Annotated in this window: 25 protein-coding genes; 15 read left to right on the forward strand and 10 right to left on the reverse strand. The window is 61.1% G+C overall.

The window, feature by feature from the left end; all coding sequences use genetic code 11:
• The first annotated feature begins 8 nt into the window (after window positions 1-8).
• Window positions 9-3,056 (forward strand): efflux RND transporter permease subunit, encoded by a 3,048-nt coding sequence (locus ACR0DA_RS01455; protein ID WP_480752714.1) that lies wholly within the window; start codon window positions 9-11, stop codon window positions 3,054-3,056.
• 54 nt (window positions 3,057-3,110) lie between these two features.
• On the opposite strand, the gene carB is transcribed toward ACR0DA_RS01455, so the two are convergent.
• The gene (gene carB, locus ACR0DA_RS01460; RefSeq protein ID WP_480752715.1) at window positions 3,111-6,464 is read right to left on the reverse strand and encodes a carbamoyl-phosphate synthase large subunit; all 3,354 of its coding nucleotides are present in this window, start codon (window positions 6,462-6,464) and stop codon (window positions 3,111-3,113) included.
• 172 nt (window positions 6,465-6,636) lie between these two features.
• Here carB and ACR0DA_RS01465 point away from each other — a divergent pair, with 172 nt between their 5' ends.
• Genes ACR0DA_RS01465 through ACR0DA_RS01475 form a run of 3 tightly spaced genes read left to right on the forward strand, consistent with a single transcriptional unit; the run spans window position 6,637 to window position 9,040 of the window.
• Complete coding sequence (locus tag ACR0DA_RS01465; RefSeq protein WP_170367991.1) at window positions 6,637-7,770, forward strand: aminodeoxychorismate synthase component I; 1,134 nt, start codon at window positions 6,637-6,639, stop codon at window positions 7,768-7,770.
• Window positions 7,725-8,372 carry an aminotransferase class IV family protein gene (locus ACR0DA_RS01470; RefSeq protein WP_170598736.1) on the forward strand — a complete coding sequence of 216 codons (648 nt, stop codon included), beginning with the start codon at window positions 7,725-7,727 and terminating at the stop codon, window positions 8,370-8,372. Before ACR0DA_RS01465 ends, ACR0DA_RS01470 begins: the two co-directional genes overlap by 46 nt.
• Window positions 8,369-9,040: a CPBP family intramembrane glutamic endopeptidase gene (locus ACR0DA_RS01475; RefSeq protein ID WP_170598733.1), complete on the forward strand. Its 672-nt coding sequence runs from the start codon at window positions 8,369-8,371 to the stop codon at window positions 9,038-9,040. The genes ACR0DA_RS01470 and ACR0DA_RS01475 overlap by 4 nt, the downstream gene beginning before the upstream one ends.
• Window positions 9,041-9,045: 5 nt before the next feature.
• On the opposite strand, the gene ACR0DA_RS01480 is transcribed toward ACR0DA_RS01475, so the two are convergent.
• Entirely contained in the window at window positions 9,046-10,272 is a 1,227-nt protein-coding gene (locus ACR0DA_RS01480) for an SAM-dependent methyltransferase (protein WP_170598730.1), read from the reverse strand.
• Between the two features lie 205 nt (window positions 10,273-10,477).
• Here ACR0DA_RS01480 and aspS point away from each other — a divergent pair, with 205 nt between their 5' ends.
• Window positions 10,478-12,253 (forward strand): aspartate--tRNA ligase, encoded by a 1,776-nt coding sequence (gene aspS / locus ACR0DA_RS01485; RefSeq protein WP_170441700.1) that lies wholly within the window; start codon window positions 10,478-10,480, stop codon window positions 12,251-12,253.
• Window positions 12,254-12,516: 263 nt separating this feature from the next.
• Here the strand turns inward: aspS and ACR0DA_RS01490 are convergent, their stop codons facing one another.
• A complete protein-coding gene (locus ACR0DA_RS01490; RefSeq protein ID WP_170340629.1) occupies window positions 12,517-13,236 on the reverse strand; it encodes a response regulator in 720 nt (239 codons plus the stop codon).
• Window positions 13,237-13,370: 134 nt separating this feature from the next.
• On the opposite strand from ACR0DA_RS01490, the gene mce reads away from it, so the two are divergent.
• Both mce and ACR0DA_RS01500 read left to right on the forward strand, forming a co-directional pair.
• Window positions 13,371-13,775, forward strand: a complete 405-nt coding sequence (gene mce, locus ACR0DA_RS01495; RefSeq protein ID WP_093964690.1) for a methylmalonyl-CoA epimerase — start codon at window positions 13,371-13,373, stop codon at window positions 13,773-13,775.
• A 22-nt stretch (window positions 13,776-13,797) separates the two neighbouring features.
• The gene (locus tag ACR0DA_RS01500) at window positions 13,798-14,073 is read left to right on the forward strand and encodes a DUF1467 family protein (RefSeq protein ID WP_480752717.1); all 276 of its coding nucleotides are present in this window, start codon (window positions 13,798-13,800) and stop codon (window positions 14,071-14,073) included.
• Here the strand turns inward: ACR0DA_RS01500 and ACR0DA_RS01505 are convergent, their stop codons facing one another.
• Window positions 14,074-14,775 carry an EI24 domain-containing protein gene (locus ACR0DA_RS01505; protein WP_480752719.1) on the reverse strand — a complete coding sequence of 234 codons (702 nt, stop codon included), beginning with the start codon at window positions 14,773-14,775 and terminating at the stop codon, window positions 14,074-14,076.
• A complete protein-coding gene (locus ACR0DA_RS01510) occupies window positions 14,772-15,350 on the reverse strand; it encodes a nitroreductase family protein (RefSeq protein WP_170390917.1) in 579 nt (192 codons plus the stop codon). The genes ACR0DA_RS01505 and ACR0DA_RS01510 overlap by 4 nt, the downstream gene beginning before the upstream one ends.
• A 123-nt stretch (window positions 15,351-15,473) precedes the next feature.
• Between ACR0DA_RS01510 and ACR0DA_RS01515 the strand changes: the two genes are divergently transcribed.
• Window positions 15,474-15,749: a DUF167 domain-containing protein gene (locus ACR0DA_RS01515; protein WP_170357166.1), complete on the forward strand. Its 276-nt coding sequence runs from the start codon at window positions 15,474-15,476 to the stop codon at window positions 15,747-15,749.
• On the opposite strand, the gene ACR0DA_RS01520 is transcribed toward ACR0DA_RS01515, so the two are convergent.
• Entirely contained in the window at window positions 15,746-15,985 is a 240-nt protein-coding gene (locus tag ACR0DA_RS01520) for a hypothetical protein (protein WP_093964694.1), read from the reverse strand. The two genes, ACR0DA_RS01515 and ACR0DA_RS01520, sit on opposite strands and share 4 nt — an antisense overlap.
• A gap of 118 nt (window positions 15,986-16,103) precedes the next feature.
• Between ACR0DA_RS01520 and ACR0DA_RS01525 the strand changes: the two genes are divergently transcribed.
• From ACR0DA_RS01525 to ACR0DA_RS01545, 5 genes are all read left to right on the forward strand, one after another.
• On the forward strand, window positions 16,104-16,802 hold the full coding sequence (locus ACR0DA_RS01525; protein WP_170340641.1) for a M48 family metalloprotease: 699 nt from the start codon (window positions 16,104-16,106) through the stop codon (window positions 16,800-16,802).
• The gene (locus tag ACR0DA_RS01530; protein WP_480752720.1) at window positions 16,799-17,167 is read left to right on the forward strand and encodes a YigZ family protein; all 369 of its coding nucleotides are present in this window, start codon (window positions 16,799-16,801) and stop codon (window positions 17,165-17,167) included. The genes ACR0DA_RS01525 and ACR0DA_RS01530 overlap by 4 nt, the downstream gene beginning before the upstream one ends.
• 69 nt (window positions 17,168-17,236) lie before the next feature.
• The gene (locus ACR0DA_RS01535; RefSeq protein ID WP_480752721.1) at window positions 17,237-17,488 is read left to right on the forward strand and encodes a DUF6455 family protein; all 252 of its coding nucleotides are present in this window, start codon (window positions 17,237-17,239) and stop codon (window positions 17,486-17,488) included.
• Window positions 17,489-17,505: 17 nt separating this feature from the next.
• Entirely contained in the window at window positions 17,506-17,778 is a 273-nt protein-coding gene (locus ACR0DA_RS01540; protein WP_480752723.1) for a DUF6455 family protein, read from the forward strand.
• Entirely contained in the window at window positions 17,775-18,032 is a 258-nt protein-coding gene (locus ACR0DA_RS01545) for a DUF6455 family protein (protein ID WP_170368009.1), read from the forward strand. The genes ACR0DA_RS01540 and ACR0DA_RS01545 overlap by 4 nt, the downstream gene beginning before the upstream one ends.
• A gap of 5 nt (window positions 18,033-18,037) precedes the next feature.
• Here the strand turns inward: ACR0DA_RS01545 and ACR0DA_RS01550 are convergent, their stop codons facing one another.
• Entirely contained in the window at window positions 18,038-18,280 is a 243-nt protein-coding gene (locus ACR0DA_RS01550) for a CDGSH iron-sulfur domain-containing protein (RefSeq protein ID WP_480752724.1), read from the reverse strand.
• A gap of 229 nt (window positions 18,281-18,509) precedes the next feature.
• Here ACR0DA_RS01550 and ACR0DA_RS01555 point away from each other — a divergent pair, with 229 nt between their 5' ends.
• A complete protein-coding gene (locus ACR0DA_RS01555) occupies window positions 18,510-18,698 on the forward strand; it encodes a hypothetical protein (protein WP_244952318.1) in 189 nt (62 codons plus the stop codon).
• Between the two features lie 58 nt (window positions 18,699-18,756).
• On the opposite strand, the gene rimO is transcribed toward ACR0DA_RS01555, so the two are convergent.
• The gene (gene rimO / locus ACR0DA_RS01560) at window positions 18,757-20,148 is read right to left on the reverse strand and encodes a 30S ribosomal protein S12 methylthiotransferase RimO (RefSeq protein WP_170365509.1); all 1,392 of its coding nucleotides are present in this window, start codon (window positions 20,146-20,148) and stop codon (window positions 18,757-18,759) included.
• A gap of 98 nt (window positions 20,149-20,246) precedes the next feature.
• Here rimO and ACR0DA_RS01565 point away from each other — a divergent pair, with 98 nt between their 5' ends.
• The gene (locus tag ACR0DA_RS01565) at window positions 20,247-22,226 is read left to right on the forward strand and encodes an AsmA family protein (protein ID WP_480752726.1); all 1,980 of its coding nucleotides are present in this window, start codon (window positions 20,247-20,249) and stop codon (window positions 22,224-22,226) included.
• Between the two features lie 31 nt (window positions 22,227-22,257).
• Here the strand turns inward: ACR0DA_RS01565 and ACR0DA_RS01570 are convergent, their stop codons facing one another.
• Complete coding sequence (locus ACR0DA_RS01570; RefSeq protein WP_170368015.1) at window positions 22,258-23,754, reverse strand: phosphomannomutase/phosphoglucomutase; 1,497 nt, start codon at window positions 23,752-23,754, stop codon at window positions 22,258-22,260.
• 15 nt (window positions 23,755-23,769) lie between these two features.
• Window positions 23,770-24,603: a 3-deoxy-8-phosphooctulonate synthase gene (gene kdsA, locus ACR0DA_RS01575; protein WP_480752727.1), complete on the reverse strand. Its 834-nt coding sequence runs from the start codon at window positions 24,601-24,603 to the stop codon at window positions 23,770-23,772.
• Window position 24,604 lies beyond the last annotated feature (1 nt).

Raw genomic sequence — 24,604 nt, forward strand, 5'->3', positions numbered from 1 at the left:
GGGCGAGGATGAATATCGCACGCGCCTCGATCGACAGGCCGATCTATACGTGGCTGGTGATCCTGATCGCCCTGTTGGGTGGGATCTGGGGATTTTCGTCGCTCGGGCGGCTCGAAGATCCGGCCTTTACCATCAAGAACGCCGTAGTGTTGACCACGTATCCTGGTGCGACGGCTGAACAGGTGGCCGAGGAGGTCTCGGAGCCTTTGGAATCTGCCATCCAGCAGATGGGCGAGGTCGATGTCATCACCTCGGTCAACCGTCCCGGTCAATCGCTGATCGAAGTCGAGATCAAGTCCACCTACGATGGCAGCGAATTGCCGGATATCTGGACCCGACTCCGCGCCAAGGTCCGGGATGCGGCCCGTGGATTGCCGTCCGGTGTCAGCCAGCCCTATGTGAATGACGGGTTCGGTGACGTGTTCGGTCTTTTCTATGCCGTCACCGCGGAAGGGTTCAGCGATGCCGAAAAGCACGAATTGTCGACCTTCTTGCGGCGCGAGTTGCTGACCGTTGAAGGTGTTGCAGACGTTGAAGTGCAGGGCTTGCCGGACGAAGCCATTTTCATCGAGCCGGACCTGGCCATTTCGGTCAACCAGAATGTGCCGTTGCAGTCGATCAACGAAGCAATCGCGAACGCCAATTCGGTCCAGTCGTCAGGGACGCTTCGGTCAAACGACGATCGCACCACGATCCTGACGGCCGACGGATCGGACAGCGTATCCGAGATCGCCGGGCTGTCGGTTGGCTCTCAGGGGCAAGTGATCAACCTCTTCGACATGGCCAATGTCTACCGGGCCCGCCAGACCGATCCTGACATCATGATCCGGTTCAACGGCGTCGAAGCTTTCACCCTGGGTATTGCCGGCCTGTCGACGGAAAACATCGTGGAGGTCGGAAAGCGCGTCGACGCCAAGCTGGCCGAGCTGGACGTGGAAATTCCTGCAGGCGTCGATGTATTGCCGATCTACCAGCAGCATGTCGTGGTCGAGCAGGCTTCGAACGATTTTCTTGTGAACCTGGCCATGTCGGTTGCCATCGTGGTGGCGGTGCTTGGAATATTCATGGGTTGGCGCGCGGCAGTCGTTGTGGGTTCGACCCTTTTGTTGACCGTTGTCGGGACTCTGCTGTTCATGGCGCTGTTTTCCATCGAGATGGAGCGCATTTCGCTGGGCGCGCTGATCATTGCGATGGGGATGCTGGTCGATAATGCCATCGTGGTGGCCGAGGGGATGCAGATCTCCATGCTCAAGGGAAAAAACTCGCGCGATGCTGCCGACGAGGCCGCGTCCAAGACCCAGATCCCCCTTCTGGGGGCCACGGTCATCGGAATCATGGCCTTTGCCGGGATTGGGCTCAGCCCGGATGCGACGGGCGAATTCCTGTTCTCGTTATTTGCGGTGATCGCGATATCCTTGCTGCTGAGCTGGGTGCTGGCCATCACAGCAACACCGTTGTTGGGGCATTATTTCTTCAAACAAGGCAAAGACGTGGATGTCGACGCCTATAGCGGCATCCTGTTCCGAACCTACGGGGCGATCCTGCGCTGGGCATTGCGGTTCCGGTGGCTGGTGGTGGCCGGTTTGGTCGGGGTCACCGTGGTCTGCTATGCCGGCTTCGCGATGGTGAAACAGCAGTTTTTCCCGGACTCCAATACGCCGCTGTTCTTCGTCCATTACAAGCTGCCGCAGGGTACTCCGATCGCGCGGACGAGTGCTGATATGCAAGTCTTCGAAGACTGGCTGGCCCAGCGGGATGATGTCGTCTCGGTCACCACCTTCGTGGGGCAGGGCGCGACGCGGTTCATGTTGACCTATTCGGCCGAGAAGCCCAACCCGAGCTATGGGCATATGATCATCCGGACGGAAACACTCGAGGACATTCCCGTCCTGCGTGCCGATCTGGAGGCCTTTGGTGAAACCCAATTCCCCGAAGGCGAATTCCGGACCAAGCGTCTGGTCTTCGGCCCCGGCGGCGGTACCCCGATCGAGGCGCGGTTCTCGGGCAGCAATCCGGTCGTCCTGCGGCAACTGGCCGACGAGGCGGTGCGGCGCATGTCGGCGGCTTCGCCAAATGCGCTGGACGTGCATCACGACTGGCGTGAAATGGAATTGGCGGTCCAGCCGATCTATGCGACCGAACGTGCGCAGACGGCCGGTGTCACCCGCGAAGACATCGCCGCCACCCTGCAGTTTTCGACGGACGGCATCACCGGCGGCGTGTTCCGCGAGAGGGACCGCCTGATCCCGATCATCCTGCGTCGACCGGCGGACGGAGAATACTCGATCGTGGATCAAGTGGTGTATTCGGACCAGTCACAGAAATTCGTGCCGATCGAGCAGATGGTGGACGGGTTCCAGTACAAAGCGCTCAATACGCTGGTTCATCGGCGCGATCGCGTTCTGACCGTCACGGTGGGCGCAGATATCCCGGCCGGCCTGACTGCGGTACAGGTTCATTCCGAGGTTCGCGATGCGATCGAGGACATGGAGCTGCCGCTGGGCTACAAGCTGGAATGGGGCGGCGAGTTCGAAGATTCCGGCAAAGCGCAAGCCAGCCTTGGCAAGCAGTTGCCGCTGAGCCTTTTGATCATGGTTCTGATCTCGGTGCTGCTGTTCAACGCGATCCGGCAACCGGTCATCATCTGGCTGCTGGTGCCGATGTCGGTGAACGGCGTGGTGATCGGGCTGTTGGGTACGGGGCTGCCCTTTACCTTCACCGCGCTTCTCGGGCTTCTCAGCCTGTCGGGGATGCTGATCAAGAACGGTATTGTTCTGGTCGAAGAGATCGACCTTGTCCGCGCCACGGGCAAGCCTCTGCGCGAAGCGATCATCGAAGCCTCGGTCTCGCGTCTGCGCCCGGTCATGCTGGCGGCGATCACCACGATCCTGGGGATGGCGCCGCTGCTGACCGACGCGTTCTTCGTGTCGATGGCAGTGACGATCATGGGTGGTCTGGCTTTCGCGACGATCCTGACCATGGTCGCCGCGCCGGTGTTCTACATGCTGTTCTTCTTTCGGGAAGAACAGCGCAGGCTGGCGGCCCAGACTGCATGATCCCAAAAAAGCCCCGGCGAATGGCCGGGGCTTTTTGCTTGTCCGCTGCGGGCGTCAACCCTGTAGCGATTTGACCTCCACATCCCCTTCAGCCTGCGCCTTGATGGCCAGGGCGGCGGCATGGCTGGCCGCAGCCGTGGTGTAGTAGGGGATCTTGTCATAAAGCGCGATCGAGCGGATGGCCTTGCTGTCCTCAACTGCCTGCGCGCCTTCGGTGGTGTTCATGACCAACTGGACCTGACCGTCCTTCAGCATGTCCACCACATCGGGGCGGCCCTCGTAGACCTTGTTGACCACGTCACAGGGCACGCCCTTGGACTCCAGCCATGTCTGTGTTCCGCGGGTGGCCACCAGCGAGAATCCCTGCTCGACCAGAACCTGCGCAGCCTCGATCATCGCCGGACCCTTGTCGGCATCCTTGATCGAGATGAAAGCCCGTCCCTTGGACGGCAGCACCATGCCCGCGCCCATTTGCGCCTTGAGGAAGGCGCGGGGGAAGTCGCGGTCCCAGCCCATGACCTCACCGGTCGAGCGCATCTCAGGACCCAGGATGGTATCGACACCGGGGAAGCGGGCAAAGGGCAGCACCGCCTCTTTCACCGAGAACCACGGCATGTCCGGGTCGGCCAGGGTCATCTGGTCGGCGATCTTGGTGTCCTGGCCTTCCTTGTAGGGCGGGCGTTGCGGGAAGTTCGACAGCGGTTCGCCCGCCATCACCCGCGCCGCGATCGAGGCAATCGCGCTGTCGGTTGCCTTGGCTACGAAAGGCACGGTGCGGCTGGCGCGCGGGTTGACCTCGATCAGGTAGATCTCGTCATCCTTGATCGCGAACTGCACGTTCATCAGCCCGACCACGTTCAGTGCCTTGGCCAGCTTGTAAGTCTGGTCCTTGATCTCGGCGATGATCTCTTTCGACAGCGAATAGGGCGGCAGCGAACAGGCCGAGTCGCCCGAGTGCACGCCGGCCTCTTCGATATGCTGCATGATGCCGGCCACATGGACATCCTTGCCGTCGCAAAGCGCGTCCACGTCCAGTTCGACTGCGCCGGCCAGATAGCTGTCCAGCAGCACCGGACTGTCGCCCGAGACCACCACGGCCTCGTTGATGTAGCGCTTCAGCTGGTCCATGTCGCGCACGATCTCCATCGCGCGGCCGCCCAGAACGTAGGACGGGCGGATCACCAGCGGGAAGCCGATTTCCTCGGCGATTTCCAGCGCCTGCGCATCGGTCGAAGCGATGCCGTTCTTGGGTTGTTTCAGGCCCAGATCGTTGACCAGTGCCTGGAACCGTTCACGGTCTTCGGCTAGGTCGATCGCGTCGGGCGTGGTGCCCAGGATCGGAATACCTTCGGCCTCGATCGCATTGGCCAGCTTCAGCGGGGTCTGACCACCGAACTGAACGATCACGCCGTGCAGCGTGCCATTCTGCTGCTCGGTCCGCAGGATCTCCATCACATGCTCGAAAGTCAGCGGCTCGAAATACAGCCGGTCCGAGGTGTCGTAGTCGGTCGACACCGTCTCGGGGTTGCAGTTGACCATGATGGTTTCATAGCCCGCGTCGGTCAGCGCGAAACATGCGTGGCAGCAGCAATAGTCGAACTCGATCCCCTGACCGATCCGGTTGGGGCCGCCGCCCAGGATGACCACCTTCTTGCGGTCGCTGGGGCGGGCCTCGCACTCGACCTCGCCCATCGTTGGGGCCTCGTAGGTCGAATACATGTAGGGCGTCTGCGCCTCGAACTCGGCGGCGCATGTGTCGATCCGCTTGAACACGGCGGTGACGCCCAGATTGTGGCGGGCGCGGCGCACGTTGGCCTCGTCGCGGCCGGCCAGATTGCCCAGACGCGCGTCGGTAAAGCCCAGCATCTTGAGCCGGCGCAGGCCGCCCTCGGTCATCGGCAGGCCGTCCTTGCGGACGGTGCGTTCCGCGTCGATGATCTCGCGGATACGGGCCAGGAACCACGGGTCGAACTTGGTGACGGCAAAAATTTCGTCGTCGGTCAGACCGTGGCGCATCGCCTGCGCGATGGTGCGCAAACGGTCGGGTGTCTGCTGGCTGATGGCCTTGATGACATGTGCCTTGTCGTCGCTGCTTTCGACCGCATCCCATGGGCCGATGCTCAGGCCCGGAATTTCAACTTCGTCAAACCCGGTCAGGCCCGATTCCATCGAAGCCAGCGCCTTTTGCATCGATTCGTGGATGGTACGACCGATGGACATGGCCTCACCCACCGATTTCATCGCGGTGGTCAGGTAAGGCTCGGATCCGGGGAATTTCTCGAAAGCGAATTTCGGGATTTTGGTGACGACATAGTCGATGGTCGGTTCGAAAGACGCAGGCGTGACCTTGGTGATGTCATTGTCCAGCTCGTCCAGCGTGTAGCCCACCGCCAGCTTGGCGGCTATCTTGGCGATCGGGAAGCCTGTCGCCTTGGACGCCAGCGCTGACGAGCGCGACACACGCGGGTTCATCTCGATCACGACCATGCGGCCGTCTGCCGGGTTGATCGCCCATTGCACGTTCGATCCGCCCGTTTCGACGCCGATCTCGCGCAGAACGGCGATCGAGCCGTTGCGCATGATTTGGTATTCCTTGTCGGTCAGCGTCAGCGCAGGGGCCACGGTGATAGAGTCACCGGTATGCACGCCCATCGGATCGACGTTCTCGATCGAGCAGACGATGATCGCGTTGTCGGCAGTGTCGCGCACCACCTCCATTTCATATTCTTTCCAGCCCAGAAGGCTTTCGTCGACGAGGATCTGGTTCACCGGCGAGGCATCCATGCCCGAGCGGCAAAAGTGGATGTAATCCTCACGGTTGTAAGCCACACCGCCGCCGGTGCCGCCCAGAGTGAAGGCCGGGCGGATGATCGCGGGCAAGCCGATGTTTTCCAACTCGTCCAGGGCCATCTGCACGCCGGCATCCAGATCGGCAGAGCCGTCGGCCTTTTTGGGAGCGGTGATGATGGTGGCCTTTGGGTTTTCAAGGCCCAGGCGGTCCATCGCTTCGCGGAACAGCTTGCGGTCCTCGGCCATCTCGATGGCCTCGCGCTTGGCCCCGATCATCTCGACGCCGAATTTTTCCAGCACGCCCATCTCCTCCAGCGCCAAGGAGGTGTTCAGGCCGGTCTGACCTCCCATCGTAGGCAGCAGGGCGTCAGGGCGTTCCTTTTCGATGATCTTGGCGACGACCTCGGGCGTGATCGGCTCGATATAGGTGGCGTCGGCCAGCTCGGGGTCGGTCATGATCGTGGCAGGGTTCGAGTTCACCAGGATGACCCGATACCCTTCCTCGCGCAGCGCCTTGCAGGCCTGGGCGCCGGAATAGTCGAATTCGCAGGCTTGCCCGATGACAATGGGCCCCGCCCCGATGATCATGATCGACTGGATGTCGGTTCTCTTCGGCATGGCCTGGTCCCTTCGATTTTGCACGAGTCGCGGGCGCCGCCCAAGCGCCCAAATTGTCGTGCGTTATAGGGACCCGGGCAAAAGGTGCAAGGGGGATCGGAAACGGAAGCGAAATTGCCGCTTTCCCCCCTTTCCCTTGGCACCGTATTCTCTATATGCCGCTGAACGGCAGATGAGGAAGCAATTGCGCATTCGTTTCGATCAGGGACCCGCCGGTCCGGGCACCGGTTTCGACCGGGCCGCCCAGGTGATCCGCGCCGACCGGTTGGAGCAGGTGCCCCAAGCATTGGCGGCGCTGGATGACGCACGCGCGCAGGGCGGCTGGCTTGCCGGATATGCGAGTTACGAGCTGGGCTATGCGCTTGAGCCCAAACTGACCGCAAGGCTGCCCGCGAACCGTCGATTGCCGCTGCTGTGTTTTGGGGTGTTCGATGGCCCCAGCGCGCAGGACCTGCCGCCCGGTGCGGCAGGGCTGACTGCGTTTCAGCCGCGTTGGAGCGAGGCGCGTTATGCCGAAGCCTTCCGCATCGTGCATGATGCGATCGGGGCCGGGGACATCTATCAGGCCAACCTGACCTTTCCCATCGACCTGGAAACCGAGGGCGACAGCGCCGCGCTCTACGCCGCGCTGACCGCCGGACAGCCGGTCGGTCATGGCGCGCTGGTCCAGCAGGACGGGCTGCCCGATCTGCTCAGCCGCTCGCCCGAGCTGTTCTTCCGCACCGATGCCGACGGGATGATCGAGACCCGGCCGATGAAGGGTACCCAGCCGCGCAGCGCCGATCTGGCCGAGGACGCGCGGCGGCGCGATTTCCTGTCCTCGGACGAAAAGAACCGGGCCGAGAACCTGATGATCGTGGACCTGCTGCGCAATGACATCAGTCGCGTGGCGCTGCCGGGAACCGTTCAGGTGCCCGAGCTGTTCAAGGTCGAGACCTACGCCACCGTGCATCAGATGGTGTCGCTGGTGCAGGCGCGGCTGCAGGTGGGGGCCGGACTGTCCGACATCCTGTCGGCGCTGTTTCCCTGTGGATCGATTACCGGCGCCCCCAAGATCCGTGCGATGGAGATCCTGTCGGATCTGGAGCCTTGGCCGCGCGACATCTACTGCGGCACCATCGGCTGGGCCGCCCCGGACGGGCGGTCGGAGTTCAACGTCGCGATCCGGACCTTGATGGTCGAGGGCAATCGGGCCACGTTGAACGTCGGCGGAGGCGTCGTCTGGGACAGCACCGCCGCGTCGGAATACGAGGAAGCGCTATGGAAAGCCCGGTTCGCGCACCAACTGAGCCTTATTTCCGCCTGATCGAAACCTTTGCGTTTCGGCCCGGGCAGGGCTTTGTACGTGTGACCCGTCACCTGCGGCGCATGGCGCGGACTGCGGACTGGCTGGGTGTTCGGTTCGATGTGCGGCGCGTCGGCCAAGTGGTGGACGGTGTGTCCGGCGCTGATCCGCTGCGGTGTCGGCTGACGCTGGACTTGACCGGTGCACCCAAGATCACCACGGGGCCTTTGGCAGACAACCCGCCGGGCTGGACGGTAGGTCTGGCGACAACAAGGCTGACGTCCTCGGACACCTGGCTGCGCCACAAGACCACCCGCCGCGCGATCTACGATCAAGCGCGGGCGGAATTACCCGACGGCGTGGACGAGCTGTTGTTCCTGAACGAACGGGATGAACTGTGCGAGGGCACCATCACTAACTTGTTCGTCGAAAATGAAGACGGGCGCCTGCTGACACCGCCGGTTACGGCGGGCCTGCTGCCGGGCATCCTGCGTGAGGAGTTGCTCGAAACCGGACGCGCGACCGAGGCGGTCCTGACCCTGCATGACCTGGCCGCCGCGCACCGGGTCTGGATGGGTAATTCCTTGCGCGGTTTGATACCGGCCAAGGTAATGCTGCCATGAGCGACCGCAGTTCTGCGCGTGGATTGCAGGTATCGAACCTGCGCCTTAAGGCTGAATTCGTGGCGTTCTATGTCGCGGTCCCCTTGCTGATCGCGGTTCTGTTTCCACCCGACTGGATGTTTCCGGCCCTGTTCTTCTTCACCGCTGTCGGGATCGCCCTGCTGCACCGCACCCCGGGCTTTTCCTGGGCCGAACTGCGCTATGGCTGGCGCAACTGGCGCTGGGCCGAGGTGATCGGGTTTTCATTGGCAATGGCGGCGATCTGTTCGGCCCTTGTGATAGCTACGCGCCCCGATGCGGCCTTTTATCTGCTGCTGAACCGGCCCGAATTTCTGGCCGTGATCTGGCTGGGCTATCCGTTGCTGTCGGCATTGCCGCAAGAACTGCTGTTCCGCACACTGTTCTATCGCCGCTATCACGCGATCCTGCCTAACGGCGCGGCCTTGCCGTTGCTGAACGCCGGGCTGTTCGCCTTTGCGCACCTGATGTATTGGAACTGGATCGTCACCGTGATGACATTCGCTGGCGGGCTGCTGTTTTCCTGGGCCTACCGCAAGCGCGGGTCGTTCTTCTATGCGGTGCTGCTGCACGCGATCGCCGGCAACATCATCTTTGCCGCCGGGCTTGGCGTGTTCTTCTATTCCGGCAACGTGCAGCGCCCGTTCTAGGGGCATTACTCGGCGGCGTCGCGCATGTCCTGATCGGGCTGGTACAGATAGTCACGCGTAAAAGGCACCGCGTCGCGCCGGTGGCCCAGCTGCAATTGGAACACGGTTTGGTCGCGCTCTTCGAACACCAGTATGCAGGCGGTCAGGTAGAACCGCCACATGCGGATGAACCGGTCATCATACATCGCGCGCACCTGGTCCAGATTGCTCTCGAACCGGTCGCGCCAGGCGCGCAGCGTCAGGGCATAATGCAGCCGCAGGCTTTCGACATCCAGAAACCACAAGCCGGTGCGTGCCACGGGTCTGACGATTTCCTCGAGCGACGGGACATAGCCACCCGGGAAGATGTACTTGTTCAGCCAGGGCGACTGGCCGGTGGGCGGCCCGTTGCGGCCGATGGAATGGATCAACGCCACGCCGTCGGGCTTCAACAGAGCGGCGACCCGGTCGAAATAGGTGCGCAGCTGTGGCGCGCCCACATGCTCCAGCATCCCGACCGAGACGATCCGGTCGAACTGGTCCTGCATCTGCCGGTAGTCCATCAGCCGGATGTCGATGCGGTCGGTCAGCCCGGCCTGCTGCACCCGCGCGGTCGCAGTGCGGTGCTGGTTCTTCGACAGGGTCAGCCCGGTCACATGCACGCCGTGGTCACGCGCCAGCGTCAGGGCCAGACCGCCCCAGCCGCAGCCGATGTCCAGCACGCGCATGCCGGGCTCCAGGCACAGCTTGCGCGCGATATGCGCCTTTTTGGCGGCTTGTGCCTGTTCCAAAGTCATCCAAGGCTGCTGGAAATAGGCGCAGCTGTACTGCATGTCAGGGTCCAGCATCAGCCGGTAGAAGTCGTCGGACAGGTCATAGTGATGCGCCACGTTACGCCGCGCCGAGCGGACCGAGTTGCGCTGCAGGATCGGTCTCAGCAGATACCCGGCCCAGTCCTGGATCTGCTGCAGCAGGGGCAATGACCCGCTGGCCGCGCATCGAATCGCGATCCGCATGGCACTTTCCAGTCCCCCCTCATCGACGGTCAGGGTGCCGTTCATGTAGCCCTCACCAAAAGCCATCTCGGGATTGCGCACCAAGCGCGCCATCAATGCGGGGTCATGCAGGGCGATATGCGCCTCGGGCTGCGTGGCGTCGCCATAGGTGCGCGCCGTCCCGTCAGGATAGGTGATCCGCAGAGTTCCGCGGGTGATGAAACCCCGCAATACGCGATCCAAAACAGCTTGCCACATCGGCCGAACATCTCCTTGCTCAAGGGGCCTGGCTCCCGCGTGCCGGGAAAACTATTCGAGTTCACCTGTCCAAAAGATAGCGATTTTTTCGAATTTGTCTGCATTCCGGGCTCCGATGGAGGCGCATCGTGCTCCAACCCTTGACTTCCCGACCCGATCGCGGTGTATCGGCGCGACGAATTCAGCGCCCGAAGGGATATCATCCATGCACGCCTATCGCAGCCACACCTGCGCCGATCTGACCGCCGCCAATGTCGGTGAAACCGTCCGCCTGTCGGGTTGGGTTCATCGGGTGCGAGATCACGGCGGCGTGCTGTTCATCGACCTGCGCGACCACTATGGCGTGACCCAGGTTCTGTGCGACGGCGACAGTGCTGCGTTCAGCGCGTTGGAGAAAGTGCGCTCGGAATGGTGCATCCGCATCGACGGCACGGTCAAGGCGCGCGATGCCGAGTTGGTGAACCCCAAGCTGCCCACCGGCGAGATCGAGGTCTATGTCCGCGAACTGGAAGTGCTGGGCGCGGCCGAGGAGCTGCCGCTGATGGTGTTCGGCGATCAGGAATACCCCGAGGAAACCCGCCTGCGCTATCGCTACCTGGACCTGCGTCGCGAGGCGATGCAGCGCAACATGGCACTGCGCTCGGACGTGGTGGCCAGCATGCGCCGCCGCATGTGGGATCAGGGCTTCCGCGAATATCAGACGCCGATCATCACCGCGTCCAGCCCCGAGGGCGCACGCGACTTCCTGGTGCCCTCGCGCCTGCATCCGGGCAAGTTCTATGCGTTGCCGCAGGCGCCGCAGCAGTTCAAGCAGCTGATCATGGTGTCGGGCTTCGACAAGTATTTCCAGATCGCGCCCTGCTTCCGTGACGAGGACCCGCGCGCCGACCGGTCGCCCACGGACTTCTACCAGCTCGACCTCGAGATGTCCTTCGTAACCCAGCAGGACGTGTTCGACACGATCCAGCCAGTTCTGACGGGAATCTTCGAAGAATTCGGCGGTGGCCGGAAGGTTGATCAGGAATGGCCGCAGATTTCCTACAAAGACGCGGCGCTGTGGTATGGCACCGACAAGCCCGATCTGCGCAACCCGATCAAGATGCAGGTGGTGTCGGAACACTTCCGCGGGTCCGGTTTCGCGATTTTCGCCAAGCTGCTGGAACAGGAAGGTACCGAGATCCGCGCGATCCCCGCGCCGGGTGGCGGCAGCCGCAAGTTCTGCGACCGCATGAACGCCTTTGCACAGAAAGAAGGTCTGCCCGGTATGGGCTATATCTTCTGGCGCGATCAGGGTGAGGGGATGGAAGCGGCCGGCCCGCTGGCCAAGAACATCGGCCCTGAACGCACCGAGGCAATTCGCCAGCAGCTGGGCCTTGGGGTCGGTGACGCGGCGTTCTTCCTGGGTGGTAAGCCCAAAGCCTTTGAAAAAGTCGCCGGCAAGGCGCGCGACGTTATCGGCGAAGAGCTGGGCCTGACCGACAAGGACCGGTTCGCCTTTGCCTGGATCGTGGATTTCCCGATCTACGAGAAGGACGAGGAAACCGGCGAGATCGATTTCGAACACAACCCGTTCTCGATGCCGCAGGGTGGCATGGAGGCGCTGCAGGGCGACCCGCTTGAGGTCAAGGGCTATCAGTACGACCTGGCCTGCAACGGTTACGAGCTGGTGTCGGGTGCGATCCGGAACCACAAGCCCGAAATCATGCTCAAGGCGTTCGAACTGGCCGGCTACGGCGAGGACGAGGTCAAAAGCCGCTTTGGCGCGCTGTTCAACGCGTTCCACTATGGAGCTCCGCCGCACGGGGGCTGCGCCGCCGGTATCGACCGGATCGTCATGCTGCTTGCGGACGAGGCCAACATCCGCGAGGTCATGATGTTCCCGATGAACCAGCGTGCCGAAGATCTGATGATGCAAGCGCCTTCGGACCCGACTTCGGATCAGCTGATGGAACTGGGCCTGCGGGTCATCCCTCAGGAATGAGCCAAGGACCGTACCCAGAGTGTGAAAAACCTTTGGGTGCGGTCAAAACTACTGCGGTGGCGCGAAGCGAACTTTCCGCCAAGTACTTCAGTGCTTATCGGTGCCCGCGTTTTCCAAGTGGCTAAAACCCCTTGAACTTGAATTCAGTCCACCCAGTTCGGCTGTTTCTCGCGGTTGGCGCGAATGGTCCGTGCGGATCTGCGGGTGTGCCAATACCACCAAGCGCAGAGCATGGCCGTTGTCACGAAGTAGGCCAAGGTCATTCAGATCGCCTTTCGTCTTTCAAGACGGCTTTGGACAAGGCCGGCAACGCGCGCAGCCAAGGCTGTTACCGGAGCGCCCTTGGCGCGCGAGGATGCGAGGTCATGGGCCGCCTGCTCCAAAACCGTATCCTCGGCATCTCGGGCAACACCGCGCAGGAATTGGGCGGCATAGTCCAGAGTGCGTGAATCCGCAGGCCCGGTCAGAACATCTGCGATATGCGCCATGTCATCCTGATAAGCCAGCGGATCGGGGCAGATCTGTTCGTCTTTGACGGATTGGAGTGTACCCGGACGGCGGTCTTCGGGGAGGTTCTCCAGGATGGCCCTTTGGAAGCTGATCAGCGAATTCAACGGTTTCGCCAGAAAACCATCGGCTCCGGCTTGCAAGGCAAGCGTTTCGGCGCAGTCGTCGCCGGACATACCAAGGATGACGCTGATACGTGGGGAAACCGCGTTGAGTTCCGCGATCAGGTCTGCGCCAGAGCCGTCCGGCAGGCCCATGTCAACCACGATCACCGACGGGCGATAGATCTGAAGGTGCCTGCGCGCCGACCTCAAGCAATCGGCCCGGCGAATGCGGGCGCCGCTGTGCAGGCACATCAGTCGCATCGCATCGCAGGCATAACGACTGTCCTCGACAACCAGAATGGTCTGACCCAGCAAAGGCCGGGTGGCGCTGGGGGCGACGGCGGATGGGGCGAACGGCACCGAATCGTCCATGGCAGAACTCCTTTCAGCAGATGCCTCACGCTAGGAACTCCTGGCTAACACAGGGTTAACGCGCGTTTTGGCGCACTTGCCCTTTGACAGGGCAGCCCCCATAAACGCTGCAACGCAGAACAGAGGAGACCGCCATGATTGGCCGCCTGAACCATGTCGCCATCGCCGTGCCCGACCTCGAGGCCGCATCCGCCCAATACCGCAACGCGCTGGGCGCCAAGGTTGGTGAACCTCAGGATGAACCGGATCATGGCGTTACGGTTGTCTTCATCGAACTGCCCAATACCAAGATCGAGCTGCTGTACCCGCTGGGCGACGACAGCCCGATCAACGGCTTCCTGGAAAAGAACCCGGCGGGTGGCATCCACCATGTCTGTTATGAGGTCGAAGACATCATCGCCGCACGGGATCACCTGAAGGCGACCGGTGCCCGCGTTCTCGGAACCGGAGAACCCAAAATCGGCGCGCACGGCAAGCCCGTGCTGTTTCTGCACCCCAAGGACTTCAACGGGTGCCTTGTGGAGCTGGAGCAAGTCTGAGCCGGGCTGAGGAGGCGTCGAAATGACAATCACTGCTGCGCTGGTATTGTTCGCCGTGATCTGGTTCATGACCTTGTTGGTCGTGCTGCCGATCCGCATCAAGACGCAAGGCGATCTGGGTGACATCGTGCCGGGGACGCATGCGGGCGCTCCGGAAGTTCACCACATGAAGAAAAAGATCTGGATCACCACCGGTATTTCTATCGTGTTGTGGGCGGTGATCGCAGGGATCATTGTTTCTGGCGTAATCTCAGTTCGTGATTTCGACTGGTTGAACCAGATGGAACCGCGCGAGTAATCAGCGCTCGGCCTGTCGCGACAGCCCATGAAAGATATGCGTGAACGTTGCGGCTCCGATGATCGGAATGAAAAGGTTCACCAGCGGGACCGACAGGGGGATGGCCATCAAGGTTCCGGCGACCCAGATCGTCCCGGCATGGCGTGCCCGCAACGCCCGCGCACCGTCGCGCCCGATCCGGCGCATTGCCGCCAGCGTGAAATACTCCCGACCCAGCAAAAACCCGTTCATCCCCCAAAAAATGAACGGAGCGAGGGGTGTGAACAGCGCGTAAAGGACCAACGCCAATACGTTGGCAATAATCAACACGCCCAAGAATCCCAGCGAGTCCAGCACCGCATCCCAGATCGGGACGGACGGAACAGGGGGTAGGTTCGGGTAATGCCGGTCTTCAACGGCCTGTGCGACCTCATCCAGAAACATCGATGTGATGGCTGAGGCCACCGGCACCATCAGAAAGACCGGCAGGATCAGAACCAGAAAGATCCCTGAATAGTTCAGAACGTCGTTCAACCACGGGACGTCGCCGACAAATGGCAGCGAGATCTCCTGACCAGCAAGGGCGTTGATGCCCCAAATCGCCGCCGCACAGGCAACAACAAGCAGCACTATCGTCAGGCCGACACCGCGCAGTAGCACCGATCTGAAACGAGAATCGCCGAGCTGCCCCAAGGCCGCGAAGAACGCGTTGAGGATAATCATTCCGTCACCCACTCGGTGATCGCGGCCACGTCCGGGCGGGGCCTTTCGGGCGGAGTGGCTCCTTCGGTTGCGATGTGAATCAGTCCGGCAATGCGTTCATTGTCGGCCAGGCCCAAACCGCGTTCGCAGAATTCGCGGTCGTGCGACTGCCAACCTGAAAGCCAGTTGGCACCCCAACCCGCAGCAAGGGCTGCGTTGAGCAGTGCAAGGCAGACCGCCCCGGCCGAGTAGGTTTGTTCGATTCCAGGGATTTTCGGCGATGGTTTCTGCACTTCGATGACGGCAACAGCGAGATGACCCATATCGAACTGACTGCGGGCCTTGGCAATGTCTTCGGGGCTTTTCCCCAGCGTAACGCCTCGTTCCTCGGTCAGATCGGCCAATCGCGGCATTGCGCCCTTCTCGATGACGATGAACCGCCAAGGTTCCAACTTGCCATGATCGGGGCTGCGAGCGGCTGCGGTCAGCAACGGGATCAATTCGTCGCGGGTCGGCGCCGGGGCCATCAACGTCTTGGCGGGCCGCGACCTGCGCGACTGCAGGAACTCGAACGCAGCCGGGTTTTTCAGCGTCATATGTTAAATTCCTTTACATGGTTCTGTCGTATCTCGGGCAGACACGCGCCGGTTTCAAGGGCAAGATGTAAAACTGTTGCATATTGTGCCACCCGGCACGGTCCAAATGCGGAAGAGAATGTGGTGGCAAAACCGAAACTGCGAAACCTGCCGGACCTTGCGCATCTGGCGCGACCCGGGCAATCGATTCCCGTGCGGGTGACTCCCAAAGCTGCGCAGGACCGGATTTCTTTCGACGGGGCGACAGTGCACATCGCTGTCACCGCCGTGCCCGAGGATGGAAAGGCGAACCAGGCCGTGGTCAAGCTGCTGGCCCGGGTCATGGGTGCCTCACCGTCGGCTTTGACGCTGAAAAAAGGCCATACAGGGCGCGACAAGGTCTTTGTCTACGATCCCTAGGCTGGTGTCTCCCTGATTTGATACACCCCTTCGGGCAGATCCAGAGCGGCGGCAAGATCGCGCACCTGTTCGGGCGAAAGGGTGATTTTCTGCATCTGGTCCGTTCGGGGGTCCAACTGCTCGATCGTGACGCACTCGGCGAAACTGTTGATCACCACGTCTTCTTGCAAAGGCTCCGGGCCTTCGTCCACCAAGGTAATGACTGTCGAGTCGAATTCATGCTCAATCGAAAACATGTTCCCAGACTGCCCAGCCTGCGATCGCAATGCAACCCGCTGATTGGGTTTCGGGCTGTGGTCAGGGGGGCCACATCGCGCTAAGCTTTCCTGCCGGCACGAACAGAAAGGATCCGGAATGCACCGCCTCAGGTTTTTGCTGGTCTTGGTTGTGTCCGCGTGCACTGCGGGCGGGTTCATTGCTGTTGATGATTGGTCACCATCCTCGCCCGAACTGCGCGACTCGGCACTGACGTTTCAGCAGGTCAGCAGGTCGGTCGGGGCAGCCGCGCAAAAAGTCTGTCAGCGCGAGACACGGGGGCAAAACTGCGATTTCGGGATTCTGATCGACACGGATCCGTTTGCCGAGCCAAATGCGTTCCAGACGTTGGACAAGGATGGGCGCCCGTTCATCATTTTCACGCAGGAAATGGTCAAGTCGACGCAGAACGCTGACGAGATGGCGTTCGTGATGGGACACGAGGCGGCGCATCACATCCTGGGCCACATCGCCCGGCAGGTAAAAAACGCCAAGGAAGGGGCTCGAATTTTCGGAGAACTGGCTGAGGCGCAAGGCGAGGACGCGGCAGGAATTGAACGTGCTCAGAAGCTGGGTGCTGAAGTCGGAGTTCAGAGCTACACGAAAGAATTCGAGCTGGAAGCGGACCGGATGGGAACTTTGATCACCTATTCGGCTGGGTACAATCCGCTGGTCGGCATGGCCTATTTCGGCCGGATTCCAGATCCGGGTGACCGCTTTCTGGCGTCTCATCCGCCCAATGCCAAGCGCATCGAAGTTGTTCTGGAAACAGCCGCCCAGCTCGGCCTGACCCAATGACCCAGATCCAGCGGTTGGGGGTTGTTCTGACGGATCGAGGCTCGAAATACGCGGTGAGCGGTGCTCCCGTCAGGTCGCGGGATGAGGTCGATGCGGTATTGCGCGACCTTAAATCGGACAAGGCATATGCCAAGGCGACCCATAACACGTGGGCCGCGATTTTGCCGACCGGCGCTCTCAAGGCAGATGATGGCGAAACCGGTGCGGGGATGGTCATATTGCGCATGTTGGAACGCGCCGGTGTGCAGGATCACGTGGTCATTGTGACCCGATGGTATGGCGGCAAAAAGCTGGGCGGAGATCGTTTCAGGCGGGTCCAGGACGCCACACGGGCTTACCTGGACGACCTGGGGGTCGTCTCTTGACCTGAATCAAGGGCACCGTGGGGTTATAGCGCTAGGGTTCTTTTCAGCGAGACAGCGAAAGGAACTCGGATGTCCAGACCCGAAGAACTGCGCCGCCACGCCGCTTTGGTGGATCGAATGGCCCTGACATTGGGCGTTGACCTGCAGGAGGCCGCAATCGGCGGTTCGGTTTCCATCGACGAAATCACCGACGCGGTGCTGCGCTGTACAGGCTGTACAAACCCCGATCACTGCGACCGCGCGTTGGTGCTTCAAAACAGCGACGGACGGCCACCGGAGTATTGCCGAAACCAGGAGTTGCTGGCCAGGCTTGCACCCTAGCGCGGACGGGCAGAACCATGAACGTCCTTGGCCAGACCATGAAACATGTACGCCTTGTTCTGCGGATGGGGCAGGTGACCGGCGTTGACCTTGCAAATGCCCATCGCACGGGTCGGCTCAGTCCCGACGAATGGGCGCGCATGGTGGGACGGTGCCGGGGCTGCGAGTGGGCTTGCGACTGCAGCGACTGGCAGACGCACCGAGGTGACAGGGTTGAGGCCCCGGAGACATGCCCGAACAGGAACCGATTCGCCAAACTTAAGACGCTGCAGAATCAGGAAAAACAATGAAACATGTGCGACTCGGAGACATAGAAAAACACTTCTGGCTGACGCGGTCGGTTGCGCGCTGCATGGAAATCTCGCTGTCCGAAGCCATCGCCGAAGGGCGGCTGAGCGCGCAGGGATACAGCGAAATGGTGACCCGATGCCGAGCCGCTGACTGCAGCGAAAGATGTGCTGTCTGGCTTGCGTGCCAACAAAGCCGGGCGACCGCTGCCCCGGATTTTTGCGCCAATGCCAAAGCTTTGAATGCGCTGACCTGATTTGCCTATAGCTTGGAATGGCTCCCGTCGCACAGCGGCGGATTAGCGGTTTGCTTGCAGCCGCAGAAGAAGACCTTCTTGCTTGATTCTGCTACATATTTTACCGGCTCGATTCCGGTTTCCTTGTGCGAGCCGTCGCAGAATGGCTGACGGTTGGAGCGTCCGCAAGCGCACCAGAAGTAGCTTTTACCCTCAGTCACTTCGATGGGGTAGGGTGATTTCTGGGCGATTTGAGATCCTTTTGGCATTCTGGCGCTCCGGCTGTTGAAAGGGACATCCGAGAGCTTAGCCCAACGCAGAGAAATGTGTAGTTCGCGCGTCCCGGTCCGGCGGTGTCACGTCGCGGTGCGAGCGTGGATTCGCCTCTGATCACACGGATGTGACCGTATCTGTTGCCAGAAAGCCGAACTGCCCGTATCCTTAACCTGGCCCCGAAAAGTTGGGCAATATCAGAAAAGTATTAAAGGATTGATGGACATGAAACTGAAATTCGCTGCCGCCGGCGCCTTTGTTTTGATCCTGACTGCTTGCTCGCAGCAGGAAGAGCCCACCCCGGTTTACGTTCAGCCAAGCTATGACAAATATGGCTCGCCCAGCTGTTCGGCAGGCTATGAACTGGCCACCACCGAGGCCGGCCAGACCGTGTGTAACCCGGTCACTCAGTAAGCTTTTTGCAGACGGTCCCGATTTGGGGGCCGTCTGCTTTCTTCCGCCGGATGGCGGTTCAGCGCACCAGCTTCCCCCACAGATCGTATTCACCAGCCTCGTCGACCTGAACAAGGACGATGTCGCCGGGTTTCAGGTTTTCATGACCGTCGTCGATGAACAGGTTGCCATCGATCTCAGGCGCGTCTGACTTGGTGCGGCAGGTGGCGGCTTCGGCATCCACCTCATCCACGATCACTTGGATCCTCTGGCCCACTTTCGACGCCAGTTTCGCTTCAGAAATCGCCTGGGCCTTTTGCATGAAACGCTCCCAGCGCTCTTGCTTGATCTCATCCGGGACGTGATCCGGCAAGTCGTTCGACCGGGCCCCTTCAACGTTTTCGTATTGGAAGCACCCGACGCGGTCCAACTGCGCCTCGTCCATCCAATCCAGCAGGGTCTGGAACTCGGCCTCGGTCTCCCCCGGGTAGCCGACAATGAAGGTCGATCGCAGCGTGATGTCTGGGCAAATCGCGCGCCAGGCGGCGATCTCGTCCAGTGTCTTGGCGCCGGCAGCGGGGCGCGCCATTCGTTTCAGAACGTCCGGATGCGCGTGTTGGAACGGGATGTCCAAGTAGGGCAAAAGGTTGCTGCCTGCATCCGCCATCAGCGGGATCAACTCGCGCACATGTGGATAGGGGTAGACGTAGTGCAGTCGTATCCACGCATCCAGTTGGCCCAGTTCACGGGCCAGATCGGTAATGTGGCTGCGCACCTCCCGGTCTTTCCAGGGGTTCACGTCGTATTTTCGATCCAGGCCAAAGGCCGAGGTGTCCTGGCTGATCACCAGCAATTCGCGTACACCGCTGTCGACCAGTTTTTCAGCCTCGCGCAGAACGGCGTGGGCCGGTCGGCTTGCCAGTTTTCCGCGCATGTCCGGTATGATGCAGAACTTGCACTTGTGATTACAGCCCTCGGATATCTTGAGATAGCTGTAGTGGCGCGGGGTCAGCTTCACCCCCGAAGCCGGCAACAGATCCACATACGGATTGGGATCAGGCGGAACGGCGGCGTGAACGGCATCCAGCACCTGTTCATACTGGTGCGGCCCGGTCACGGCCAGGATACGGGGATGATGTTCGCGGATGTAGTCAGGTTCCGCGCCCAGGCACCCGGTCACGATGACCTTGCCATTTTCCACCAGCGCCTCGCCGATTGCTTCGAGGCTTTCGGCCTTGGCGCTGTCCAGAAACCCGCAGGTGTTCACGATCACGGCATCCGCACCTGAATAGTCGGGCGAGATCCCGTATCCTTCGGCGCGCAGGCGCGTCAGGATGCGCTCGCTGTCGACCAGTGCCTTGGGACATCCCAAGGACACCATTCCGATGGTGGGTTGGCCGCTGCGCGGTGCGTCGGTGATCCGGGCTGCGGGTGCCAGATCGGGGCGTAGGTTTGGCGGGTTGGTGCTCATTGCGCGGCATATAGTGGGGAAATCTTCCCCTTGCAAATCCTTCGCACGCGAGGAACATCGAAGCTGAGGCAAAAAGCCGGCAAGGCAGAGAGCAAATCATGAAGTGGCTGATACGCATTCTATTCATTCTGGTTGCGGTCGCGGGGCTGGTAATCGGGGCGTTGCTTTTGATGCCCGGCGACAAGCTGGGCAAAATCCTCGCCGAACAGGTCAAGGCGCAGACCGGACGTGAACTGACGTTGTCCGGTGATGTCCGCCTGTCCTTTTGGCCGGTTCTGGGAATGGAAACCGGGCCGGTTACGTTTGGGAACGCGCCTTGGGCCAGCTCAGAACCGATGCTGAGCGCGCAAAGCCTGGCAGTTGGCGTGGATGCCTCAGCGCTGTTGGCGGGGGATGTGCGTATCCGGCGCGTCGTGGCCGAATATCCGGTCTTGCGGCTGGAGCTGTCACAAGGGCGGGGCAACTGGGAAATGTCGGCGCCGCAAACCGGAGCGTCAAACACGGGCTCTGGCAATGCAGATGCGCCCGCACCCAATTCTGCGGCACCGGCCGAGACCGGAACCGTGACCCTGGACCGATTGGAGCTCAGCAACGCGCGTCTGGTTTATGTGGAAAACGGTGTCCCTCAGATGGATTTTTCCGGGGTCGATCTGAAGGCCAGTTGGCCCGATGTCACTGCGCCGATGAAGATGAGTGCATCAATGCCGGTGCCCGGTGGCGCGGTTGAGGTTGATCTGGAAATTCCTGATTTACCTGCCTTCTCCAGTGGTGCGGTGACGCCATTGGTTCTTGGCCTGACAGCGCCGGGCGGAGAGATCAGCTTTGACGGGCGCGTCAACTTGGCCGGTGAAATGGACGGCAAAACTCATGTCCGGACCACAAACACCGACGCGATGCTGGCCGCTTTTGGTCAGGGTGGGGTGTCAGTCCCCATGGGACTTGGACGGGTCGCGGATGTGTCCGGCCATATGACCTACACCAAGGATGGGCGCATTTCCTTGCGGGATATGCGGACCGTTCTGGATCAGAACAGTTTTGACGGTGCCGCCGATATCGTTATCGCAAGCCCACCAAAGATTACTGCGCGGCTGAGCACCGGTGACCTTGACCTGACGCAGGCAACGGCCGGCAGCGCGCCCAACGGCGGCGGCACGGGCGGAGGAGGCAAACAAGCGCCCGAAGGCTGGTCCCAGGCGCCGATCGACGCGTCACCCCTTTCGTTGGCAAATGGAACGATCCGGTTGAAAGCCAATTCGATCGCTATTCCGGATATGACCTTTGGCCCCAGCGATCTAAGCCTCAGCCTGGATCGGTCGCGCGCGGTTCTGAAAATGGAACCGGCCACGCTGTTTTCCGGAAAGCTGATCGGAGAAGTCGTTGCCAACAACAGAAACGGACTGTCGGTCGGGGGCAACCTGACCGCCACCGGTATCGACCTCAAGCAGGCTTTGACCACATTGGGCGGTGTCGAACGTCTGTCCGGTACTGCGTCCGGAACATTACAATTCCTGGGCGTGGGGCAAACCGAAGCGCAGATCATGCGCTCGCTCAGCGGCAAGGGCAGCCTGGACGTCGGCAAGGGGGTGATCTCCGGGTTTGATCTGGATCGCCTGATGGGGCGCGGCGAAGGCAGTGGAGGAACCACCGTCTTCAACAGCCTGACTGCCACCTACACGATTCAGGACGGCAACCTGACGAACAACGATCTTCTGATGCAGCTTGACAATTTCCGTGCCGATGGCTCGGGCCGTGTAGGGCTGGGTGCGCGCGATATCGACTATGTGTTCACACCGGTCGCGCTGCGGGCAAACGGGGGCAATGGCATTGCCGTGCCTGTGCGGATCAAGGGGCCGTGGAGTGATCCGTCGATCAAGCCCGACCTGAGCAAGGTGATTGAAGCTGCGACGGAAGAGAAGCTCAAGGAACTGGGGCAGGACGCGAAGGACAAGGCGCTGAAGAAGGCCGGAGAGGAGTTGAATACAACCATCTCCGACAGCGAACAGGTCGAAGATGCACTGAAGCAAAAGCTTGAAGATGAGGCCAAAAAGGGCTTGCTGAAACTGCTCGGACGGGATTGAGAAAGGGGCGCCGCAGCGCCCCTTTTTTTGCTCAGATCGTCTGGTCGTAGTCGCCCACACCCGGCTCGGTGCGGATTACGGCATCGATATCGGCGAAAATTGCCCGCATCTCATCTTCGCTCTCGCTGCTTTCGCAGACCACCACCAGGTTGGGCGTGTTCGAAGACGCCCGGACCAGGCCCCAACTTCCATTGTCGAGGATGACGCGGGCACCATTGACGGTCACGACTTCCTTGATCGGCCGACCGGCCAGTGTTTCACCCGCCTCGGCCTTGGCAACGAGCTTGTCCACCAATCGGGCGAGGATGTCATACTTTTCGGTATCGGCAGCATAGGGCGACATGGTCGGGGTCGACCATGTCTTGGGCAGGGCGCGACGCAGATCGGACATGCTCTGTCCCGGGTTTCGGTCCATCAGTTTGCAGATTTCCACCGCGACCCGCATTCCGCAGTCGTATCCACGCCCGATTGGCTCGGCCAGAAAATAATGGCCCGACTTTTCGAACCCGGCCAACGCGCCGATTTCCTTCACGCGCCGTTTCATGTGGCTGTGGCCGGTTTTCCAGTAATCCGCCTTGACACCATGGGCCTGCAGCTCGGGATCGCTTGCAAACAGGCCGGTCGACTTCACGTCGGCCACGAAGGTCGCGCCGGGATGCAGCTTGGCCAAATCGCGCGCCATGATGACACCGACCTTGTCGGCAAAGATCTCCTCGCCCTCGTCATCGACCACACCGCAGCGATCGCCGTCTCCGTCAAACCCAAGCGCCAGGTCCGCCCCGCTGGCTTTGACGGCGTCAGCCATGTCGTGCAACATCTCCATCGCTTCGGGGTTCGGGTTGTAGTTGGGGAAGGTGTAATCCAACCGGTTGTGGCTGGGTACGACCTCGACGCCGATCCGCTCAAAGATCTCGGGGGCAAAGGCAGATGCGGTGCCGTTCCCCGTCGCGCAGACCACCTTGAGGGGGCGCGACATTTTGAAATCACCGACCAGATCGTCGATATAGGCCTCTTTCACGCCGTCCACGAATTCATAGGACCCGCCGGGGCGCGCCACGCCTTCGCCGTTCAGCACGATGTCGCGCAGCTCGGCCATTTCGTCAGGGCCGTGGGTCAGAGGGCGGTCAAAACCCATCTTGACCCCGGTCCAACCGTTGGGGTTGTGGCTGGCCGTCACCATGGCGACCGCGGGAACATCCAGGTGGAATTGGGCGAAATACGCCATCGGGCTCAGCGCAGGGCCAATATCCTTGACCTGGATACCGGCCTGCATGAGGCCCAGAATCAACGCATTCTTGATCGCCAGAGAATAGTCGCGGTAGTCGTTGCCGACCGCGATCAGCGGCTCGATCCCACGCTTGTGCATCTGAGTGCCCAAACCAAGACCAAGAGCCGTCATCCCCGGCAGGTTGATCTCGTCCGGGTATTTCCAGCGGGCATCGTATTCACGAAACCCGGTGGGTTTGATCATCGCATCGCGCAGAAAGCTCCAGGTGTTCGGGGTCACCTCGGGGATTGGTTTGGTCATGGAAAATCTCGATCGTTAAATCTGAACTGGGTTGGCCTTGGCCAGGGCATCGAAACGCATCAATGTGTCAATCAGTTGGCCCATTTGGTCCAACGGGATCATATTCGGCCCATCAGATGGCGCCGTGTCCGGATTCTGATGCGTTTCAATGAATACGGCACCGACGCCCAGGGCCACGGCCGCGCGGGCCATTACCGGTGCAAATTCCCGCTGCCCGCCGGACGAGCCGCCTCGGCCACCTGGCTGTTGAACGGAATGGGTTGCATCCATGACAACCGGATACCCGGTTTGCGCCATTTGCGGCAGCGATCGCATGTCGGCGACAAGCGTATTGTAGCCAAACGAGGTTCCGCGTTCGGTCAGCAGGATGTTGTGGTTGCCCGTGCTTTCGATCTTTTCGACGATGTTTGGCATTTCCCAGGGGGCCAGGAACTGACCCTTCTTGACGTTGACGGCCTTGCCTGTTTCTCCGGCTGCCAGCAGCATGTCTGTCTGGCGGCACAGGAAGGCCGGGATTTGCAGGATATCCACTGCTTCGGCCGCGATGGCACATTGCGCTTCGGTGTGGACATCCGTCAGGACCGGAATACCCATCGTTTTGCGAATGTCATCCAGCACCTTCAGCCCGGCCTCGATCCCCATGCCGCGTTTCCCGGACAGGGACGTACGGTTGGCTTTGTCATATGAAGCCTTGAACACATACTGTGCCCCCGCGGCTTCACAGGCTTCTTTCATCCTTCCCGCGATCATCTGTGCGTGATCCGCCGTTTCAAGCTGGCAAGGGCCCGCGATGATGGTCAGCGGAAGGTCGTTGCCAACGGTGACGTTGGCTATTTTTACATGTTTCATG

This window comes from Ruegeria sp. CI8 (genome assembly GCF_056536865.1).

Excerpts from the sequence above, each read along its gene's own strand:
- ACR0DA_RS01455 (WP_480752714.1), top strand. The coding sequence starts at position 9 with ATGAATATCGCACGCGCCTCGATCGACAGGCCGATCTATACGTGGCTG.
- carB (WP_480752715.1), bottom strand. The coding sequence starts at position 6,464 with ATGCCGAAGAGAACCGACATCCAGTCGATCATGATCATCGGGGCGGGG.
- ACR0DA_RS01465 (WP_170367991.1), top strand. The coding sequence starts at position 6,637 with ATGAGGAAGCAATTGCGCATTCGTTTCGATCAGGGACCCGCCGGTCCG.
- ACR0DA_RS01470 (WP_170598736.1), top strand. The coding sequence starts at position 7,725 with ATGGAAAGCCCGGTTCGCGCACCAACTGAGCCTTATTTCCGCCTGATC.
- ACR0DA_RS01475 (WP_170598733.1), top strand. The coding sequence starts at position 8,369 with ATGAGCGACCGCAGTTCTGCGCGTGGATTGCAGGTATCGAACCTGCGC.
- ACR0DA_RS01480 (WP_170598730.1), bottom strand. The coding sequence starts at position 10,272 with ATGTGGCAAGCTGTTTTGGATCGCGTATTGCGGGGTTTCATCACCCGC.
- aspS (WP_170441700.1), top strand. The coding sequence starts at position 10,478 with ATGCACGCCTATCGCAGCCACACCTGCGCCGATCTGACCGCCGCCAAT.
- ACR0DA_RS01490 (WP_170340629.1), bottom strand. The coding sequence starts at position 13,236 with ATGGACGATTCGGTGCCGTTCGCCCCATCCGCCGTCGCCCCCAGCGCC.
- mce (WP_093964690.1), top strand. The coding sequence starts at position 13,371 with ATGATTGGCCGCCTGAACCATGTCGCCATCGCCGTGCCCGACCTCGAG.
- ACR0DA_RS01500 (WP_480752717.1), top strand. The coding sequence starts at position 13,798 with ATGACAATCACTGCTGCGCTGGTATTGTTCGCCGTGATCTGGTTCATG.
- ACR0DA_RS01505 (WP_480752719.1), bottom strand. The coding sequence starts at position 14,775 with ATGATTATCCTCAACGCGTTCTTCGCGGCCTTGGGGCAGCTCGGCGAT.
- ACR0DA_RS01510 (WP_170390917.1), bottom strand. The coding sequence starts at position 15,350 with ATGACGCTGAAAAACCCGGCTGCGTTCGAGTTCCTGCAGTCGCGCAGG.
- ACR0DA_RS01520 (WP_093964694.1), bottom strand. The coding sequence starts at position 15,985 with ATGTTTTCGATTGAGCATGAATTCGACTCGACAGTCATTACCTTGGTG.
- ACR0DA_RS01525 (WP_170340641.1), top strand. The coding sequence starts at position 16,104 with ATGCACCGCCTCAGGTTTTTGCTGGTCTTGGTTGTGTCCGCGTGCACT.
- ACR0DA_RS01530 (WP_480752720.1), top strand. The coding sequence starts at position 16,799 with ATGACCCAGATCCAGCGGTTGGGGGTTGTTCTGACGGATCGAGGCTCG.
- ACR0DA_RS01535 (WP_480752721.1), top strand. The coding sequence starts at position 17,237 with ATGTCCAGACCCGAAGAACTGCGCCGCCACGCCGCTTTGGTGGATCGA.
- ACR0DA_RS01540 (WP_480752723.1), top strand. The coding sequence starts at position 17,506 with ATGAACGTCCTTGGCCAGACCATGAAACATGTACGCCTTGTTCTGCGG.
- ACR0DA_RS01545 (WP_170368009.1), top strand. The coding sequence starts at position 17,775 with ATGAAACATGTGCGACTCGGAGACATAGAAAAACACTTCTGGCTGACG.
- ACR0DA_RS01550 (WP_480752724.1), bottom strand. The coding sequence starts at position 18,280 with ATGCCAAAAGGATCTCAAATCGCCCAGAAATCACCCTACCCCATCGAA.
- ACR0DA_RS01555 (WP_244952318.1), top strand. The coding sequence starts at position 18,510 with ATGAAACTGAAATTCGCTGCCGCCGGCGCCTTTGTTTTGATCCTGACT.
- rimO (WP_170365509.1), bottom strand. The coding sequence starts at position 20,148 with ATGAGCACCAACCCGCCAAACCTACGCCCCGATCTGGCACCCGCAGCC.
- ACR0DA_RS01565 (WP_480752726.1), top strand. The coding sequence starts at position 20,247 with ATGAAGTGGCTGATACGCATTCTATTCATTCTGGTTGCGGTCGCGGGG.
- ACR0DA_RS01570 (WP_170368015.1), bottom strand. The coding sequence starts at position 23,754 with ATGACCAAACCAATCCCCGAGGTGACCCCGAACACCTGGAGCTTTCTG.
- kdsA (WP_480752727.1), bottom strand. The coding sequence starts at position 24,603 with ATGAAACATGTAAAAATAGCCAACGTCACCGTTGGCAACGACCTTCCG.